The following is a 16,600-nucleotide window of genomic DNA, read 5'->3' on the forward strand; positions in this document are numbered from 1 at the left end:
CCTCACGCCAGTACCCACGGAGGTCACCATGAGCGCCCCGTCCCTGCGTCCGGCCGAGCTGGACGAGTCGGCCCTGTCCCGCATCCGCGACCTGGAGGCACGTCTCGGCGGCCCGCTGGTCGCCTACGAGCCCGAGTCGCCCTACGCCACGCTCACGCCCGAGCAGCTCGAGGACGTGCGCGCCACCGAGCGCGAGCTGGGTGTGCGGCTGCTGGCCTACGGGTCCTGACGCCGCCCTCCGAGGTGGCGCTCGGAGAAGTCGCTCGCCGACTCCGAGAGTTGGCGAGCGGTTCCCCGGAGCGACCCTGCCGAACCCCGCGCCGCGCGGCGCAGCGGTCGGCTCCCCCGCAGCCCGGCCGGTCGACGCTCCGCCCGGGCCGTCCGCTCAGGAGCCGATCAGGCGTGCCGCGAGGTAACTCTCGACCTGGTCCAGGGCGACGCGCTCCTGCGCCATGCTGTCGCGCTCGCGGACCGTCACGGCCTGGTCGGTGAGCGTGTCGAAGTCGACGGTCAGGCAGAACGGCGTGCCGATCTCGTCCTGACGACGGTAGCGGCGCCCGATCGCGCCGGCGTCGTCGAAGTCGATGTTCCAGTGCTTGCGCAGCGTCGCGGCCAGGTCGCGGGCCTTCGGCGACAGGTCGGAGTTGCGGCTCAGCGGCAGCACCGCGGCCTTGACCGGGGCGAGGCGCCGGTCGAGCTTGAGCACGACGCGCTTGTCCACGCCGCCCTTCGCGTTCGGCGCCTCGTCCTCGGTGTAGGCCTCGATCAGGAACGCCATCATCGACCGGCCGACACCGGCCGCCGGCTCGATCACGTACGGCTTGTAGCGCGTGTCGTTGGCCTGGTCGTAGAACGCCAGGTCGACGCCCGAGTGGTTCGAGTGCGTCGTCAGGTCGAAGTCGGTGCGGTTGGCGATGCCCTCGAGCTCGCCCCACTCCTGGCCGGTGAAGCCGAACCGGTACTCGATGTCGACGGTGCGCTTCGAGTAGTGGGAGAGCTTCTCCTTCGGGTGCTCGTACTGGCGCAGGTTCTCCGGGTCGATGCCCAGGTCGGTGTACCAGCGCGTGCGCTCGTCGATCCAGTACTGGTGCAGCTCCTCGTCGCTGCCCGGCTCGACGAAGTACTCCATCTCCATCTGCTCGAACTCGCGCGTGCGGAAGATGAAGTTGCCGGGCGTGATCTCGTTGCGGAAGCTCTTGCCGATCTGGCCGATGCCGAACGGCGGCTTCTTGCGCGAGGTCGTCTGCACGTTGAGGAAGTTGACGAAGATGCCCTGCGCGGTCTCCGGACGCAGGTAGGCCATGCCCTCCTCGGACTCCACCGGGCCGAGGTAGGTCTTCATCAGGCCGGAGAACGCGCGCGGCTCGGTGTACTGGCCGCGGGTGCCGCAGTTCGGGCAGGGCACCTCGCCGAGCTGCGACGGGTCCGCGGCCTCGGGGTCGCGGCCCTTGCGCTCGGCGAACTCCTCGGCCAGCTGATCGGCCCGGAAGCGCTTGTGGCACGACGTGCACTCGACCAGCGGGTCGGTGAACACGTCGACGTGACCCGACGCCGTCCAGACCTGCCGCGGCAGGATCACCGACGAGTCCAGGCCCACGACGTCCTCGCGGCCGGTGACCATCGTGCGCCACCACTGACGCTTGATGTTGTCCTTGAGCTCGACGCCCAGGGGACCGTAGTCCCAGGCGGAGCGGGTACCGCCGTAGATCTCCCCCGAGGCGAAGACGAACCCCCGGCGCTTGGTGAGCGCGACGATGGTCTCGATCGTGGAGGAAGTCGGCTTGCTGGCCACGGAGGTACTCCTGAAGCGGTGCGGATCGGCCCCACCCGCGGTGACCGGATGGGCACTCCAGACTATCCGCCACCCGCATGCGACTTTCCGCCCGCCCGCCCGCGCCCCCATCCGCGCGCCCCCGTCCCCGCGCCCCGGCTCCGCCCGACGTCGAGACGCACTGAGCACGTCGACGCGCATCGAGCCTGCGGATGCGCGCCTCACGGAGTGCGCGGACACGGGTTCGGTGCGCGGACACAGGTCTGGTGCGCGGGAGTGCGGGTCGGCCGGGGTGTCGGGCCGGCTCGGCGTGGCGTCGTCCGTCCGTCATGGCGTCAGAAGGGCGGCGAGGCGGGTGACGACGTCGGCGAAGTCGTCGAGGTCGCGCCAGTCCCAGCGGATCACCGGTGAGCCCGTGGCACGGACCGCGTCCTCACGTCGTTTCTCCCGGTAGACGACCTCGGAGGCGTTCTGGCCCGGTTTGAGCAGGCGTTCGTACTTGACCTTCCCGTCGAACTCGCCGACCACGGCTCGTCCCGGCCACCAGAAGTCCACCTGAGCGATGAACCGGCCCGCTGCGTCGAGTACGACGTGCTGTAGCTCGGGGCGGGGCAGTCCGGCCCGGGCGAAGCGGACCCGGCTGATCGACTCGCCGGGCCCGTCGGCGGCACCGTCGGCGAACGCGACCACCCGTCGGGCAGCAGGAAGGCCCCGGGCTCCGCCGGCTCGGGCCACGGCGCGCTCGAGCTCACCGGTGGTCACGATCTTCTGGTGCAGTGCCGCGTCCGCGATCGCGACCGCCTGCTCGAACGGAAGGGTGCGGGCCAGGTCGACGACGGTGCGGGCCGGGGAGGTCACCCGGACGCCGTCGACGAGCACGATCTCGTCCGCATCCAGCTCGGCCCGATGCAGATGCAGGTAGGTCGTGCGGCGGCCGCCCGAGTCACCGGGCCGAGTCAGGTGGCTACGCACCAGCGGCACGCGCCACAACGGCAGCCCGTGCAGGGCCGCGGCGGAGGTGTGGCTGGCTGCCCCGTCGACCGCCCCGTGCTGGCGCACCGCAGCTCGGGCCGCGAGGGCGTGGCGGGCTTCGGGATCGGCGAGCCGCTCGTCGTCCGATCGCAGATAGGCGCCCGGTCGCACGCTGGTGAGCCGGCCGGCGTGCCGCGCACGGTCGATCTCGTCGCCGGTGACACCCTGGGCACGCAGGTCGGCGCGCAACATCGGCCGTGCCGGGATGATGTCCATGCCACGAGGCTCGGCGTCACACTCGTCGTCGACAACACCCTGCTCCGAGCGGCTGTGGACAACCCTCCACCCACAGCCGCCCCACCCCCACCACGTGGACAACCCACCCTCTCGAGCACCGCGCCCACGCGTATTCCGCCCGCCGCCGCGCACTCGACCGGCGGCCGCGCACCACACGGACCGCGCGTCGACGGCCGCAGTGCGCGGCAACGGGCCGGGTGCGCGAGTGGCGCGGGGCCCGGGCGGGCGGGTGAGCGGGGCCGCGGGTGGCGCGGGCCGGCGGGGTCAGTCGGCCAGGAGGGATTCGTGACGGGTGGTGGAGCCGTTCTCCGTGGAGAGGAGGGTCTCGTAGGTGCTGGGGGCGTCCGTGTCGGCCTCGGAGAGGAGGGGGATCACGTGCTCGCGGACCTCGAACGGGGAGAGCGCGCGGCGGTAGGCGTCGATCGAGGCGAAGCGGACGGTGAGGATCCAGCTCTCCGGCTCGTCCACCGAACGGCCGACCCGGCCGTCGAGGAAGCCCGTCGCGGAGCCCAGGAGGTCGAGTGCGCGGTGCGCCCGGGAGGTGAAACGGGACGCCTCGCCGGCCGCGACGGAGAACCGGCAGACCAGCAGCACGGACGCGACGATAGCCGCCCGCCTACGATGGAGGCGCGGCCGGCTCGGCGAGACAACCGCCGGGGGCGTGGCCGCCGCTCCCGGAGACTGGAACGACGATGTCGATCGCACCGGACACCAGGCGCGACTCGGAGGGTGAGCACCCCGAGGAACGCCCCATCGCCGCGCCCGGGCCGGTGCGCACCCCGCGCACCCTGGCCGCCGCGGGTGACCTGCTGCGGGCGCTCGCCGCGCCGGTGCGGATCGCCATCGTGCTGCAGCTGCTCGAGCACGCGCGTTGCGTGCACGACCTGGTCGACGCCCTCGGGGTGACCCAGCCGCTGATCAGCCAGCACCTGCGGGTGCTCAAGGCGGCGGGCGTCGTCGAGGGCGAGCGGCGCGGCCGGGAGGTGCTCTACACCCTGGTCGACGACCACCTCGCGCACATCGTCGTCGACGCCGTCGCCCACGTCGAGGAGGACGCGTGACCGAACCGGCGAGCACCGTGGAGAAGAGCACGGCGGGCCCTCGCGGGTTGCGGGCGACCCGGCAGCGCGCCGCGGTGTCGGCGCTGCTGGACCGGCTCGACGACTTCCGGTCCGCGCAGGAGATCCACGAGGAGCTGCGGCGGGTCGGCGAGGGCATCGGCCTGACGACGGTCTACCGCACCCTGCAGACCCTGGCCGACGGCGGCGAGGTCGACATGCTGCGTACCGGCAGCGGTGAGGCCGTCTACCGGCGCTGCGACACCGCGCACCACCACCATCACCTGGTGTGCCGTCGCTGCGGAGCCGCCGAGGAGATCGAGGGCCAGGCCGTCGAGGCCTGGGCGCAGAAGGTCGCCGACGAGCACGGTTTCGTCGAGCTCAGCCACACGATCGAGATCTTCGGGCTGTGCCGTCGCTGTGCCGCCGAGCGCGACGTCTCATAACGAGATCGGGATCACAGCGCAGCGGCGCTAACCTCCGGGCCGGCATACGCAAGGAGGCGGGCTTTCACGTGACCGACAGCGGAGGAACCCCGACCGAGGAGGCCCCGGTCCCGGCGCCGTCCTCGGTCCGCAGTATCGATGTACCCGAGTCCGGTGAGCTGGCCCAGCTGGCATCGGTGTTCGAGGACCTGCAGTACGTCCTGCGGTGCTGCGAGCACCTGGTCACCGCACTCGGGACGCCGGACTCCGGTCCGGTGCGGGTGGACGCGGACCCGGCGCTGGTCGAGGCACTGTGGACGGGCGCACTGATCGGCTACGTGCGCTGCTTCAGCGGGCGCACGAAGACGCTGACCACCGACGACCTGGCCACGCTCGAGCTCGAGGGTGACGTCAGCGGCTTCCACGACATGGTCACGAAGCTGCGTGACCACTACGCCTCGCGGCACCTCAACCCGCGCGAGTCGTACTCGATCGGCGTGGCGCAGGCCAACGACGGCGCGCCGCAGGGTGTGGCGATCGTGTCCACCCCGCGCCCGATCGTCGACGAGACGACGGTGCGGCTGCTCGGCCGGGTCGCCTACGGCCTGTCCGCTCTGGTGGACGCGAAGATGGCGAAGGCGCAGAACGACGTGCTGGGCGTGGCCCAGGGCATGTCGGCGACGGAGCTCGCGAAGCTGCCGCTGGTGCACCTGAGCGAGGAGGGCAGCCCGACCGAGCCCCCCTCCCTGGGCTGAGGCCTCACGCCGGATGTCCTGGTCGCAGCAGCACCGCGGCCAGGGCTCCGGCGACCCCGGTGGCCAGGATCGTCACGGCCATCGACAGCGCGGTCACCCCGCCGATCGACACCAGCGGCGGGATGATCGCGCCGAACGAGAACTGGGCCAGCCCCAGCAGCCCGGACGCGGACCCGGCGACCGCGCCCTGGGAGTCCAGGGCCAGCGCGGTGCCGTTGGGCAGCAGCAGCCCCACCGCGGACACGACGAAGAACAGCGGCCCCAGCGCGGCCCACACCGAGTCGCCGAGCAGCACCCCGGCGACGAGTGCGACCCCGCCGGCGAGCGCCACCACGACCCCGGCGCGCAGCAGCCGCAACGCACCGAACCGCGGCACCAGCACCGAGTTGACCCGTCCGGCCGCGACGATCCCGAGCGCGTTGACGGCGAAGACGATCCCGTAGGCCTGCGCGCCCAGCCCGTAGCCTCCCTGCAGCACGTAGCTGCCCATCGCGATGTAGACGAACATGCCGGTCGTCGTCAGCGACAGCACGAGCACCGGGCCGAGGAACGAGCGGTCGGCCAGCACCCCGCCCAGCGCCCGGCGGGTGGCCGCGAGCCCGCCGCCGCGCCGGGCATCCGGGGCCAGGGTCTCCGGCTGGGTCAGCGCCGCACCGAACAGTACGAGCCCGATCGCGGCCAGCGCGACGAACAGACCCCGCCAGTCGGTGACCCGCATCAGCTGGCTGCCCAGTACCGGCGCGATCACCGGCGCCGCACCGCTGACGAGCATGAGCAACGAGAACACCCGGGCCGCCTCGGCACCGGAGTAGAGGTCGCGGACGATCGCCCGCGCCGTCACGATGCCGACGGCGCCGGCCAGCCCGCCGAGCAGCCGTAGCACCAGCAGGACCTCGATCGACGGCGCGAGGGCGCACAGCCCGGCCGTCACCGCGTACACGCCGACCCCGACCAGCAGCGGCACCCGGCGTCCCAGCCGGTCGGTCAGCGGGCCGAACAACAGCTGCCCGACCGCGAGCCCGATCATGCAGACCGACATCGACGCCTGGCCCAGCGACTCCGTCGTGTCCAGCGCGCCGGTCAGCTGCGGCAGCGCCGGCAGGTACAGGTCCAGCGACAGCGGGCCGAACGCCGTCAGGCCGCCGAGGGTGAGGATCCGGCGGACGGGAACGCGAGCGGGCCCCTCCGGCGGCGGGCTCACGCCGGGTGGGCCTCGACCAGCTCCGCCCGCATGCTCGATGCGCTGGCCACGACCAGCATCAGCAGCGTGCCCATCGGGTGCTCGTCCAGCCCGACGGCGGGGAACGCGTAGCGCAGGGTGACGTCCCAGCCGTGCTCGCCGCGGATCACCCGCGGGGTGCCGAACAGCCCCTCCCCCACACCCATCGCGACGTGGGTCGGGACGTCGGACGAGAACGGCAGGTCCCAGGCCACGACGCAGGTGAGATTGAGGACCGGCAGGCCCTCCTCCAGCTCGGTGCCCTGCACGACGCAGAGCACGCCGCCGTGCGCGAACGTGAGGGCGCCGTCGTCGTCGACCTCGACGTCGTGGAACCGCTCCAGTGCGGAACGGGCGGTGTCGAGCATGCCGGTGATCGCCGGGTCGTTCACGATGCGGTTCCTTCCTCGGCGGCGGCCCGCGCGGCCGCCTTCTCCGCCGCGTCGACGGCGCCACCGAAGCGCCGGTCCCGCCGCGCGTAGATCTCGATCGCCTGCCAGATGTGGCGACGGTCGAAGTCCGGGAACAGCGTGTCCAGGAAGACCATCTCGGCGTAGGCGCTCTGCCAGAGCAGGAAGTTCGACGTCCGCTGCTCACCGGAGCTGCGCACGAACAGGTCCACGTCGGGCATGTCCGGCTCGTCGAGGTAGCGGCGGATCGTGCGCTCGTCGATCTTGTCCGGCTTGATCTTCCCGGCCGCCGCGAGCTTCGCGATCTCGCGGACCGAGTCGACGATCTCCGCGCGGCCGCCGTAGTTCACGCACATGGTGAGGGTGAGGACGTCGTTGGCGCGGGTCTTCTCCTCCGCCACCTCGAGCTCCTTGATCACCGACCGCCACAGACGCGGACGGCGCCCGGCCCAGCGGACCCGGACGCCCATCTCGTGCATCTCGTCGACCCGGCGCCGGATGACGTCGCGGTTGAAGCCCATCAGGAAGCGGACCTCGTCGGGGCTGCGGCGCCAGTTCTCGGTGGAGAACGCGTAGGCCGACAGCCACCGGACGCCGACGTCGATGCATCCGCGGGCGACGTCCATCAGCGAGGCCTCGCCGCGCTTGTGGCCCTCCGTGCGGGGCAGGCCGCGGGCGTTGGCCCAGCGGCCGTTGCCGTCCATCACCAGCGCCACGTGACGGGGCACCAGCTCCGGCGGGATGGCCGGGGGCCGCGCCCCCGACGGGTGCGGGGCGGGAGGCTGGAAGGGCACGGATCGAACCCTACGTCCCGGCCCGTGAGCTCAGTTCTGAGGTGCGGCTCCGCAGGCTGCGCGCTCAGTCGTCCGTCCCGGAGTTCAGCAGGAAGCTCGCCACCGACGGGGTGGAGGTGTCGGCCGGGCCGGCGGTCTCCGCCGGACCCTGGAAGACCAGCGCGACGATCGCCGCGGCGGCCGCGCCGACCACGAGCAGGGCCTGTACCCCGGCGAACATGGCGGCGATGACGGTGGCCGCCAGTGCGGCCATGGCCACGACCGAGCGCAGGAGTGCGGCGCCGGCGACGAGCAGGGCCACCACGGCGATCGCGCCGATCAGGGCGGAGGAGTCACCGGTCGCGGTGGCGGCGGCGAGCGGGACGAGGGTGCCGTTCATGGTGCACTCCAGGGGGATCGGGCCGGGGCGGGTGGCGCGCGGCCGGATGGCGTGGTGGGCACCCCGTCGTCGGAGGGCATGCCCTGCATTTCGTGTATGAATTGATTGAATAGGTGAGGTACGACTCCGTCAAGAATTCTTTTCGCCACCCTGTCGCCATCGAATGGGAATTGTCTTGCGAATTCGATGTGAATTCATCGGGCGCGATGCGGCGCCAGCCCGTCACCACCGACTTCAGCCGGATTCAGCTGAAGATCCGGCTCTCCACCAGCGAACTTCAGCGGACTCTAGTCAAATTCAGCGAAACACAGTGACCATCGGTGGCCCGGGGCGTAGCGTTGTCCGTGCCCGTCCGGAGACTCGAACACGCGGGTTTCGTCCGGAACGGAAGAATCGTCGAACGAGGGTCGCCGATGAGTGTCACGGGATGGATCGCCGCGGGGGATGCGGGCACGCTCGCCTCGTCCCAGCTGGCCGGACGCCTGCGGGCGTTGCGCCGCAGCCACTGGCCGGACCGGCTGGTGCGCCAGATCGAGCTGGCCACGGCGTTCGACGTCAGCCCGTCGTCGATCTCCTCGTGGGAGAAGACCGACGCGCCGACGCTGCCACCCGAGCCGCGCCTGGACATGTACGCGCGCTTCTTCGCCAGCCGCCGCTCGGTCGCGACCACCGCTCGGCTGCTGAACGACGACGAGCTCACCGACGACGAGTCGACGCTGCGGACCGCCCTCTACAGCGAGCTCTACGCCCTGCACGAGACCGCGACGAGCGGCGCCGAGGAGCAGGAGTCGCTCGCCGGGGACTTCTGGACGTTCCCGGACGGCGGCCCGATCCGCGTGATCTGCGGGGTGCTGGAGCCGGAGCGCCGCTCCCCCTCGGCCGACGTCGCCAGCGCCGACTACGTGGAGCTGGGCGCGACCGCGGACCTGGACTCGCTGTTCGAGCTGTTCGGGCACCTGCGGATGCGCAACCCGTCCTCGGACGTACGGTTCGTGCGCGCCGACCAGTACGACGCCGAGGACCTGCAGGCCCACGTCATCCTGCTCGGCAACACCACCAAGACCGGCGGGCCCGGGCTGGTCGCCGACCAGGACAGCATCCCGGTCCGCCAGCTCAGCCTCGGCGGTCCCGACGGCGAGGTGTTCGAGCTGCTCGACGGCTCCGGGACACAGCTGCGCCCGCGGTTCACCGAGGAGCGTCTGGTCGAGGACCTCGGGCTGTTCGCCCGGACGTCGAACCCGTACTTCAGCACCCGGACCCTGACCGTCTGCGGCGGCGCGTACACCCGCGGCGTCTACGGGGCCGTGCGCTGCCTGACCGACGGCGGCCTCGGTGACGAGAACGCTGCCTACCTGCGCCGCCGCGCGGCCGGGGCGGAGACGTTCGGGGTGGTCATGCGGGTGCGGACCGCCGACCACATCGTGCCGACGCCGGATCTGCGCGACCCGCGCAACCGGCTCTTCGAGTTCCCCTCGGCGTGACCCGGGGGATCAGGCGTCGGGGTGGTCGCGTTCCGGCCAGGCCGGCTCGTCGGGGCCGCGCCGCTGGTCCCACTCGAGGTAGCGCTGCAGGGCCGCGACACCCCGGTTCTCGCGGACGCGGTCGACCTCGGAGAGCGGGACGTCCTCGGGCTTGATCACCGGCAGCATCGGGATGGCCGGCCACGGGCCGTCCTCGGCGAGTCGGCGGACCTGGCGCATCGGCGTCGTGGTGCTGTCGGGGCGCGTCTCGGGCAGCTTCTCGGTGCGCGAGGCCGGGGGTTGGTCGACGGCGGAGCCGGCGGGGCGGGGAGAACACCTCATCTGCTCGGTGCTGCTCGTTCCGGTCGGCGGGATCGGCAGCCGTTCCGTGCGGGCGGCGGGGATCCGCTGGGTCTCGGCGACCGGGCGCCGGTCACCGTGTTCGGGTCGAGCGTCGCGTGCGTTCACGTCTGCCTCCCGGTCAGATCCGTCGCCGATGATTATCCGGCCCCGTCCGGGAGGGGCACAGCCGGGTCCGGGACGGGCTGCTCCCGCATCTGCCGCTCGACCAGCGGCAGCGACCGCAGCTGACGTTCCAGGTGCCACTGCAGGTGCGCCGCGACCAGGCCACTGGCCTCCCGCCGGACCGACTGCACCGCGGCGTCCGCGACGTCCCAGTCACCGTGCAGCAGCGCGTCGAGCAGCCCGAACGTCTCCGTCGCCGGGTACACCGACCCGGGTGGACGGCAGCGCGGGCAGATCGCCCCGCCGCCGGCGACGTTGAACGCGCGGTGCGGCCCGGGGTCGGCACAACGGGCGCACTCCGACAGCGACGGCGCCCAGCCGGCGTGGCTCATCGCGCGCAGCAGGAACGCGTCGAGGACCAGAGAGGAGTCCCGCGTCCGGTCGGCCAGCGCCCGAACCGCCCCGACCAGGAGCAGGTAGACCCGCAGCGACGGCTCACCCTCCTCGGAGACGAGCCGGTCGGCGGTCTCCAGGATCGCGCAGCCGCAGCTGTAGGCGCCGTAGTCGGCGACGACCTGCGGGGCGAACGCGTCGAGCGTCTGCGCCTGGGTGATCACGTCCAGGCTGCGGCCGGTGTAGCACTGCACGTCGACGTGGTTGAACGGCTCCAGCCGTGCACCCCAGCGGGAACGGGTGCGTCGCACGCCCTTCGCGACGGCCCGGACCTTGCCGTAGCGCCGCGTCAGGAGCGTGACGATCCGGTCGGCCTCGCCGAGCTTCTGCACGCGCAGCACCACTCCGGTGTCGCGGTACAGGCTCATGCCCCCAGCCTACGCAGCGTGCCGTCGCCCGCCGTGCCGCCACGACGGGGACGGGAAGACTGCCTCAGAAGCCCAGCTTGCGGAGCTGGCGGGGGTCCTGCTGCCAGTTCTCGGCGATCTTCACGTGCAGGTCGAGGAAGATCTTGGTGCCGAGCAGGGCCTCGATCTGGCGGCGCGACTCGGTGCCGACGTGCTTGAGGCGCGCGCCGTTCTTGCCGATCACGATGCCCTTCTGGCTGGAGCGCTCGACGTAGATGTTCGCGTGCACCTCCAGCATCGGCGCGGCCTTCGGGTTGTCGTTCTCCCGCTGGTTCATCTCCTCGATCACGACGGCGATCGAGTGCGGGAGCTCGTCGCGCACGCCCTCCAGCGCGGCCTCGCGGATCAGCTCCGCGACGAGGGTCTCCTCCGGCTCGTCGGTGAGGTCGCCGTCCGGGTAGAGCGGCGGGCCCTCCGGCAGCCGGGCGACCAGCAGGTCCGACAGCAGCGAGACCTGGAACCCCGACTTCGACGACGTCGGGACGACCTCGGTGAAGTCCATCAGCTTCGAGACCTCGGTCAGGCGCTCGGCCACGACCGGCGGCTCGACCAGGTCGGTCTTGGTGACGATCCCGAACACCGGGGTGTGCTGTGCGACCGAGCGCAGCTCGTTGACGATGAACTCGTCACCGCGCCCGACCGGCTGGTCCGCCGGGACGCAGAAGCCGATCACGTCGACCTCGGCCCAGGTGGTGCGGACCAGGTCGTTGAGCCGCGAGCCGAGCAGCGTGCGCGGCTTGTGCAGGCCCGGGGTGTCGACGAGCACGACCTGGGCGTCGTCGCGGTGGACGATGCCGCGGATCGCGTGCCGGGTGGTCTGCGGGCGGCTGGACGTGATCGCGATCTTCTGGCCGACCAGCGCGTTCGTCAGCGTCGACTTGCCGGCGTTGGGCCGTCCCACGAAGCAGGCGAACCCGGACCGGAAGCCCTCGGGGACCTCCGCGAAACCCCCGCCGGTCACGCGGCGCTCGTCAGGGGCCCGAGCGTGTCGCCGGTGAGGCGTTCGAGGATCTCGCGCCCGATCGGCAGCGCCGCGGTCGCGGCCGGCGACGGGGCGTTGAGGACGTGCAGCACGGACCCCGCGCCGCTGCCCTGGTCCAGGAACAGGAAGTCGTCGACGAGCGTCCCGTCGGCCTTCACCGCCTGCGCACGCACGCCGGCGCCGGCCGGGCTGAGGTCCTCGGCGCGGACGTCGGGGAGCAGCCGCTGGATCTGGCGCACCATCGCCGACTTCGACAGCGACCGCCGCACCTCGCCGACGCCGTAGCGCCAGTGCTTCCGGGCGACCTTGATCATGCCCGGGTAGGTGAGCGTGCCCAGGAGCTCCTTCGGCTTGACCGTGCGCCAGTCGTAGCCCTCGCGGGCCAGGGCCAGCACCGCGTTCGGGCCGGCGTGCACGTGCCCGTCGACGCCGCGGGTGGCGTGCACCCCGAGGAACGGGAACGCCGGGTCCGGGACCGGGTAGATCAGGCCGTTGACCAGCGACGCGGCCCGCTCGGAGAAGCCGGTGTACTCGCCGCGGAACGGGATGATCCGCACGCCGGGGTCGGCGCCGGCCATCGTCGCGAGCTCGTCGCAGCGCAGCCCGCCGCACACGACGACCTGGGTGCCCAGCACGTCACCGCGGTCGGTCCGCACCACGACGTCGTCGACCCGGCGGGCGATGCCGGTGACCGAGCGGCCCAGGTGCAGCTCCCCGCCGCCCTTCTCGACCAGCTCGCCGATCTTCTCGGTGATCGAGCGGTAGTCGCAGATGCCGGTCGAGGGCACCCACAGCGCGGCGAGGCCGCGGACGTTCGGCTCGTGCTCGCGCATCCCGGCCGGGTCGAGGCGGTGGTTCTCCACGCCGTTGGCGTCGCCGCGGCGCTGCAGCTCGGCCATCCGCGGCAGCTCGTCGGGCTCGGTGGCCACGACGAGCTTGCCCGACACCCGGTGCGGGAGGTCGTGCTCGCGGCAGAACGCGACGGTCTCCGCGCACCCGGCCACGGCCAGGCGGGCCTTGTAGCTGCCCGGGGCGTAGTACAGCCCGGAGTGGATGACGTTGGAGTTGTTGCCGGTCTGGTGGTTGGCCAGGCGCGGCTCGCGCTCGATCACCGCGACCGAACGGCCGGTGCGGACGGCGGCGTGCGCGGTGGCCAGACCGACGATCCCGCCGCCGATCACGACCAGGTCGAACCGCGGGGTGGCGGGCAGTGCGGGGCCCCGGGCGTCGGGACGTTCAGTGCCGGACATCGGATCCTTCCTGCGGCGCGGGGACCTCGTCGGGTCCGGCCGGTGCGGGTTCGTTCACGGCGGGTCCGGGGGCCTCCGGCTCGACCGAGGCCACGTCGTTCGACGCCGTCTCGGGCAGGCGCTCCCCGGTGTCGTGCCGGTCGGAGACGCGGCTCGGGCGCTTCGTGTCGTCGTCGGTGCCGGTGGCCTCGGGGTCCATCGGGGTGATGAGCACCGAGGTGATGCGGGTGCGGCCACGTGCGTCCTTGCCGCCCTCGCCGAGCAGGTGCAGCCCGGCGACCTCGGCCTCGGCGCCGGGCAACGGAACCTTGCCCAGGCGCTGGGCGAGCAGCCCGCCGACGGTGTCGACGTCGGCGGCCTCCAGCGCCTCGCGCAGCTCGGCCTCCCGGGCGGTGCCGGTGTACTCGGAGGCGAAGAGCTCCTCCAGGTCCTCCACCGGCAGCCGGGCGGCCACCCGCAGGGTGCGGCCCTCGGCCGGGGCGACGTCGGGGACCTCCTCGACGTCGTACTCGTCGGCGATCTCACCGACGATCTCCTCGAGGATGTCCTCGATCGTCACCACGCCCGCGGTGCCGCCGTACTCGTCGACGACGATCGCCATGTGGTTGCGGTGACGCTGCATCTCGCGCATCAGCTCGTCGCTGCGCTTGGAGTCCGGGACGAACGTCGCCGGGCGGATGATCTCGACCAGCGACGCGCGCGGGCGCTGCTCGCGCTCGGCCTCGTCGCGGGCCCGGACCAGGTCCTTGAGGTAGGCGAGCCCGATCACGTCGTCGATGCTCTCGCCGAGCACCGGGATCCGGGAGTAGCCGCTCTTCAGGGCCAGCCGCAGGACCTTGTCGACGGGCGTGTCGCGCTCGGCCCACACGACGTCCGGGCGCGGGACCATGATCTCCCGGACCGGGGTCTCCCCCAGCTCGAACACCGAGTGGATCATCCGGCGCTCGCCCTCGTCGACGACGCCGCGGGTGCTGGCCATGTCGACCAGCTCGCGCAGCTCGACCTCGGTGGAGAACGGGCCCTCCCGGAAACCGGGACCCGGGGTGATCGCGTTGCCGATGAGGATCAGCAGCTTCGACAGCGGCGAGAGGATCACCCCCAGCGCGCGCACCGGCCCGGCCAGCAGCAGCCCGATCCGGTACGGGTGCTGGCGCCCCAGGGTGCGCGGCCCGACGCCGATCAGGACGTAGCTGACGATCACCATGATCACGCCGGCGAGCAGCACGCCGATCCACGGCGAGGAGAACTCCGGCGCGAGCGCCGAGGCCAGCAGGACGGTCGCCGCCGTCTCCATGGTCAGGCGCAGCAGCAGGAGCAGGTTGACGTGGCGGGGACGGTCCGCGACGACGGCGGCCAGCGCCGTCGCCCCGGAACGCTTCGCCCGCACGACGGCGTCCACCCGGGCGCGCGAGATCGACATCAGCGCGGCGTCGGCCGCGGCGAACACCCCGGCCAGCGGGATCAGAATGACTGCGATGACGATCAGCGTCAGGGTGTTCACGGTCGCTGCTCGTCCTCGAGCCCGACCGCGCCGAGCAGCCGGTCGTCGGTGCGGCGCTGGGCCTGCTGCGCCTTCGCCTTGGCGCGGCCGTCGCGCCACTGCGCCAGCAGCTTGTCCTGCAGCGCGAACATCTCGCGCTCGTCGGCCGGCTCCAGGTGGTCGTAGCCGAGCAGGTGCAGCACGCCGTGCACGGTCAGCAGGTGCAGCTCGTCGGCGAGGGTGTGACCGGCCTTGCGGGCCTGGTCCTTCGCGAACGCCGGGCACAGCACGACGTCGCCGAGCAGCGCCGGGCCCAGGTCCGGGGCGTCCGGGCGGCGGCTGTCGTCGGCCAGGGAGTCCATCGGGAAGGCCATCACGTCGGTGGGACCCGGCTCGTCCATCCACCGCTCGTGCAGCTCGGTCATGGTGTCCAGGCCGACCGCGGTGATCGCGAGCTCGGCGGCCGGGTTGACGCGCATGGTGTCCAGGGTGAAACGGGCGACGGAGACGACCAGCGACTCGTCGACCGTGACGCCGGACTCGTTGACGACCTCGATGCTCACGACGGTGGCTGACCCCTGGAACTTCCGCTGTCGACGACCGGACACGGGCCGTGGACGGACACACGACCCGTCACCAGCGTAGTCGCCGCACGAACCCGCCCGGTCGGCTCCCCGTTCAGGTCCCCGGAGCCACCGCGACACCGGCCAGGATCGGCGGGTCCGCGACGTCGGTCCCGGGCTCCGGGCGCCACCGCGTCGCGGGCACCAGACCGGGCCCGAGCAGCGTGAAGTCCCCGAACAGCGCGGTGATCGCGGCCCGGTCCCGGGCGAACACCGGGCTCGGGCCCGGGCGCATCAGCTCGACCGTGTGCGCCACCTCGTCCGCACGGATCTCGTCGGTCAGGTGCGTCAGGACCAGGTGGCTGCCGGGCGCCAGGGTCGTGCGGTAGCGACGCATGATCGACGCCGGCCCGGCGTCGTCGCCCACGTAGTGCAGCGTCGTGACCAGAAGCAGCCCTAGCGGCCGGTCGAGGTCGAGCAGGCCCGTCGCGGCGGCCTTGGCCAGCACCGTCGCCGGGGCGCGGACGTCGGCGAGCAGTGCGATGGCGCGGTCGTCACCGCGCAGCACCTGCTCGCCGTGGGCGACGGCGATCCGGTCGTGGTCGACGTAGACCACCCGCGACTCCGGGTCCTCGGCCCGGGCGATCTCGTGCACGCTGCCGACGGTCGGGATGCCGGAGCCGAGGTCGAGGAACTGCCGGATCCCGGCGTCGAGCAGCGTCCGTACCGCGCGGGCGAGGAAGGCGCGGTTGGCCACGGCCATCTCGGCCGCGACCGGGCTCGACGCGCTCGCGCGGGCCGCCACCTCGCGGTCGACCGCGAAGTTGTGCGACCCGCCGAGCATGAAGTCGTAGATCCGCGCCGGGCTGGGCACCGTGATGTCGACCCCGGCCGGCACCCGTTCCGGGCGGTCGGCGGCGTCGTCGCCACCGGCCGCCGTGTCGCTCACCGTCGCCGGCCCGCCTGCCGTGTCTGCGGCGGGCCGTTGCGCGGCGCGGTGTTGCCGGCCGACATCGCGGCGCGGCGCTCACCGGCCGCGTCCCACCGGGCGTAGGCGTCGACGATGTCGCCGACCAGGCGGTGGCGAACCACGTCGGCGCTGTCGAGCGTCGCGAAGTGCACGTCGTCGACGCCGTCGAGGATCTCCCGCACGACCTGCAGGCCGGACTTGGCGTGGCCCGGCAGGTCGATCTGGGTGACGTCACCGGTGACCACGATCCGCGACCCGAACCCGAGGCGGGTCAGGAACATCTTCATCTGTTCCGGAGTGGTGTTCTGCGCCTCGTCGAGAATGATGAAGGCGTCGTTGAGCGTGTTGTGCGTGACGATGAAGTCCTCGGTCACGTACAGCGAGTCGGCTGCGGCGACCGAGATACAGACACAGTCGGCCTCGCCCGCCGGTTCGATCGACTCGACGAACCGCATCGGCCGCCCGCCGCCGTCGGCGTCGTAGGCCGTGG

The 16,600-nt window shown here is 72.5% G+C and carries 19 protein-coding genes and 1 pseudogene; 5 read left to right on the top strand and 15 right to left on the bottom strand.

Annotated features, from left to right (window positions below; genetic code table 11):
- Positions 1-28 precede the first annotated feature (28 nt).
- A complete protein-coding gene (locus tag EV383_RS22205) occupies positions 29-229 on the top strand; it encodes a hypothetical protein (RefSeq protein ID WP_130291717.1) in 201 nt (66 codons plus the stop codon).
- Positions 230-385: 156 nt separating this feature from the next.
- Here the strand turns inward: EV383_RS22205 and EV383_RS22210 are convergent, their stop codons facing one another.
- The 3 genes from EV383_RS22210 to EV383_RS22220 all read right to left on the bottom strand — a co-directional run bounded on the left by EV383_RS22210 (position 386) and on the right by EV383_RS22220 (position 3,634).
- A complete protein-coding gene (locus EV383_RS22210; RefSeq protein ID WP_165438458.1) occupies positions 386-1,792 on the bottom strand; it encodes a glycine--tRNA ligase in 1,407 nt (468 codons plus the stop codon).
- A gap of 306 nt (positions 1,793-2,098) precedes the next feature.
- Positions 2,099-3,019, bottom strand: coding sequence for an RNA-binding protein (locus tag EV383_RS22215; RefSeq protein ID WP_130291718.1), 921 nt, complete (start codon positions 3,017-3,019; stop codon positions 2,099-2,101).
- 285 nt (positions 3,020-3,304) lie between these two features.
- Positions 3,305-3,634, bottom strand: a complete 330-nt coding sequence (locus EV383_RS22220; protein ID WP_130291719.1) for an antibiotic biosynthesis monooxygenase family protein — start codon at positions 3,632-3,634, stop codon at positions 3,305-3,307.
- Positions 3,635-3,732: 98 nt separating this feature from the next.
- On the opposite strand from EV383_RS22220, the gene EV383_RS22225 reads away from it, so the two are divergent.
- The 3 genes from EV383_RS22225 (at position 3,733) to EV383_RS22235 (ending at position 5,278) form a co-directional block, all read left to right on the top strand.
- On the top strand, positions 3,733-4,101 hold the full coding sequence (locus EV383_RS22225; RefSeq protein WP_130291720.1) for an ArsR/SmtB family transcription factor: 369 nt from the start codon (positions 3,733-3,735) through the stop codon (positions 4,099-4,101).
- A complete protein-coding gene (locus tag EV383_RS22230) occupies positions 4,098-4,544 on the top strand; it encodes a Fur family transcriptional regulator (protein WP_130291721.1) in 447 nt (148 codons plus the stop codon). Before EV383_RS22225 ends, EV383_RS22230 begins: the two co-directional genes overlap by 4 nt.
- 68 nt (positions 4,545-4,612) lie before the next feature.
- On the top strand, positions 4,613-5,278 hold the full coding sequence (locus EV383_RS22235; protein WP_130291722.1) for a hypothetical protein: 666 nt from the start codon (positions 4,613-4,615) through the stop codon (positions 5,276-5,278).
- Positions 5,279-5,282: 4 nt separating this feature from the next.
- Here EV383_RS22235 and EV383_RS22240 read toward each other — a convergent pair whose 3' ends face one another.
- From EV383_RS22240 to EV383_RS22255, 4 genes are all read right to left on the bottom strand, one after another.
- Entirely contained in the window at positions 5,283-6,479 is a 1,197-nt protein-coding gene (locus tag EV383_RS22240; RefSeq protein ID WP_130291723.1) for a multidrug effflux MFS transporter, read from the bottom strand.
- Positions 6,476-6,865, bottom strand: coding sequence for a hypothetical protein (locus EV383_RS22245; RefSeq protein ID WP_130294832.1), 390 nt, complete (start codon positions 6,863-6,865; stop codon positions 6,476-6,478). Before EV383_RS22245 ends, EV383_RS22240 begins: the two co-directional genes overlap by 4 nt.
- Positions 6,866-6,885: 20 nt before the next feature.
- Positions 6,886-7,701: an isoprenyl transferase gene (locus EV383_RS22250; RefSeq protein ID WP_130291724.1), complete on the bottom strand. Its 816-nt coding sequence runs from the start codon at positions 7,699-7,701 to the stop codon at positions 6,886-6,888.
- A gap of 64 nt (positions 7,702-7,765) precedes the next feature.
- Positions 7,766-8,080 carry a hypothetical protein gene (locus EV383_RS22255; RefSeq protein WP_130291725.1) on the bottom strand — a complete coding sequence of 105 codons (315 nt, stop codon included), beginning with the start codon at positions 8,078-8,080 and terminating at the stop codon, positions 7,766-7,768.
- 413 nt (positions 8,081-8,493) lie between these two features.
- Between EV383_RS22255 and EV383_RS22260 the strand changes: the two genes are divergently transcribed.
- A complete protein-coding gene (locus EV383_RS22260; protein ID WP_130291726.1) occupies positions 8,494-9,561 on the top strand; it encodes an XRE family transcriptional regulator in 1,068 nt (355 codons plus the stop codon).
- A gap of 9 nt (positions 9,562-9,570) precedes the next feature.
- On the opposite strand, the gene EV383_RS22265 is transcribed toward EV383_RS22260, so the two are convergent.
- The 8 genes and pseudogenes from EV383_RS22265 to EV383_RS32385 all read right to left on the bottom strand — a co-directional run.
- On the bottom strand, positions 9,571-10,008 hold the full coding sequence (locus tag EV383_RS22265; RefSeq protein WP_130291727.1) for a hypothetical protein: 438 nt from the start codon (positions 10,006-10,008) through the stop codon (positions 9,571-9,573).
- A 32-nt stretch (positions 10,009-10,040) separates the two neighbouring features.
- Positions 10,041-10,826, bottom strand: a complete 786-nt coding sequence (gene recO / locus EV383_RS22270; protein ID WP_130291728.1) for a DNA repair protein RecO — start codon at positions 10,824-10,826, stop codon at positions 10,041-10,043.
- 64 nt (positions 10,827-10,890) lie between these two features.
- On the bottom strand, positions 10,891-11,826 hold the full coding sequence (gene era, locus EV383_RS22275; protein WP_130291729.1) for a GTPase Era: 936 nt from the start codon (positions 11,824-11,826) through the stop codon (positions 10,891-10,893).
- Complete coding sequence (gene lhgO / locus EV383_RS22280) at positions 11,823-13,097, bottom strand: L-2-hydroxyglutarate oxidase (protein WP_130291730.1); 1,275 nt, start codon at positions 13,095-13,097, stop codon at positions 11,823-11,825. Before lhgO ends, era begins: the two co-directional genes overlap by 4 nt.
- On the bottom strand, positions 13,084-14,598 hold the full coding sequence (locus EV383_RS22285; protein WP_130291731.1) for a hemolysin family protein: 1,515 nt from the start codon (positions 14,596-14,598) through the stop codon (positions 13,084-13,086). The genes lhgO and EV383_RS22285 overlap by 14 nt, the downstream gene beginning before the upstream one ends.
- Complete coding sequence (ybeY, locus tag EV383_RS22290; RefSeq protein ID WP_130291732.1) at positions 14,595-15,140, bottom strand: rRNA maturation RNase YbeY; 546 nt, start codon at positions 15,138-15,140, stop codon at positions 14,595-14,597. The genes EV383_RS22285 and ybeY overlap by 4 nt, the downstream gene beginning before the upstream one ends.
- A 115-nt stretch (positions 15,141-15,255) precedes the next feature.
- Positions 15,256-16,089, bottom strand: a complete 834-nt coding sequence (locus tag EV383_RS22295; protein WP_130291733.1) for an SAM-dependent methyltransferase — start codon at positions 16,087-16,089, stop codon at positions 15,256-15,258.
- A pseudogene (locus tag EV383_RS32385) lies at positions 16,086-16,454 on the bottom strand (PhoH family protein); the annotation flags it as partial. The pseudogene EV383_RS32385 and the gene EV383_RS22295, both read right to left, overlap by 4 nt.
- Positions 16,455-16,600: the final 146 nt, after the last annotated feature.

The organism is Pseudonocardia sediminis (assembly GCF_004217185.1).
GTDB lineage: Bacteria > Actinomycetota > Actinomycetes > Mycobacteriales > Pseudonocardiaceae > Pseudonocardia > Pseudonocardia sediminis.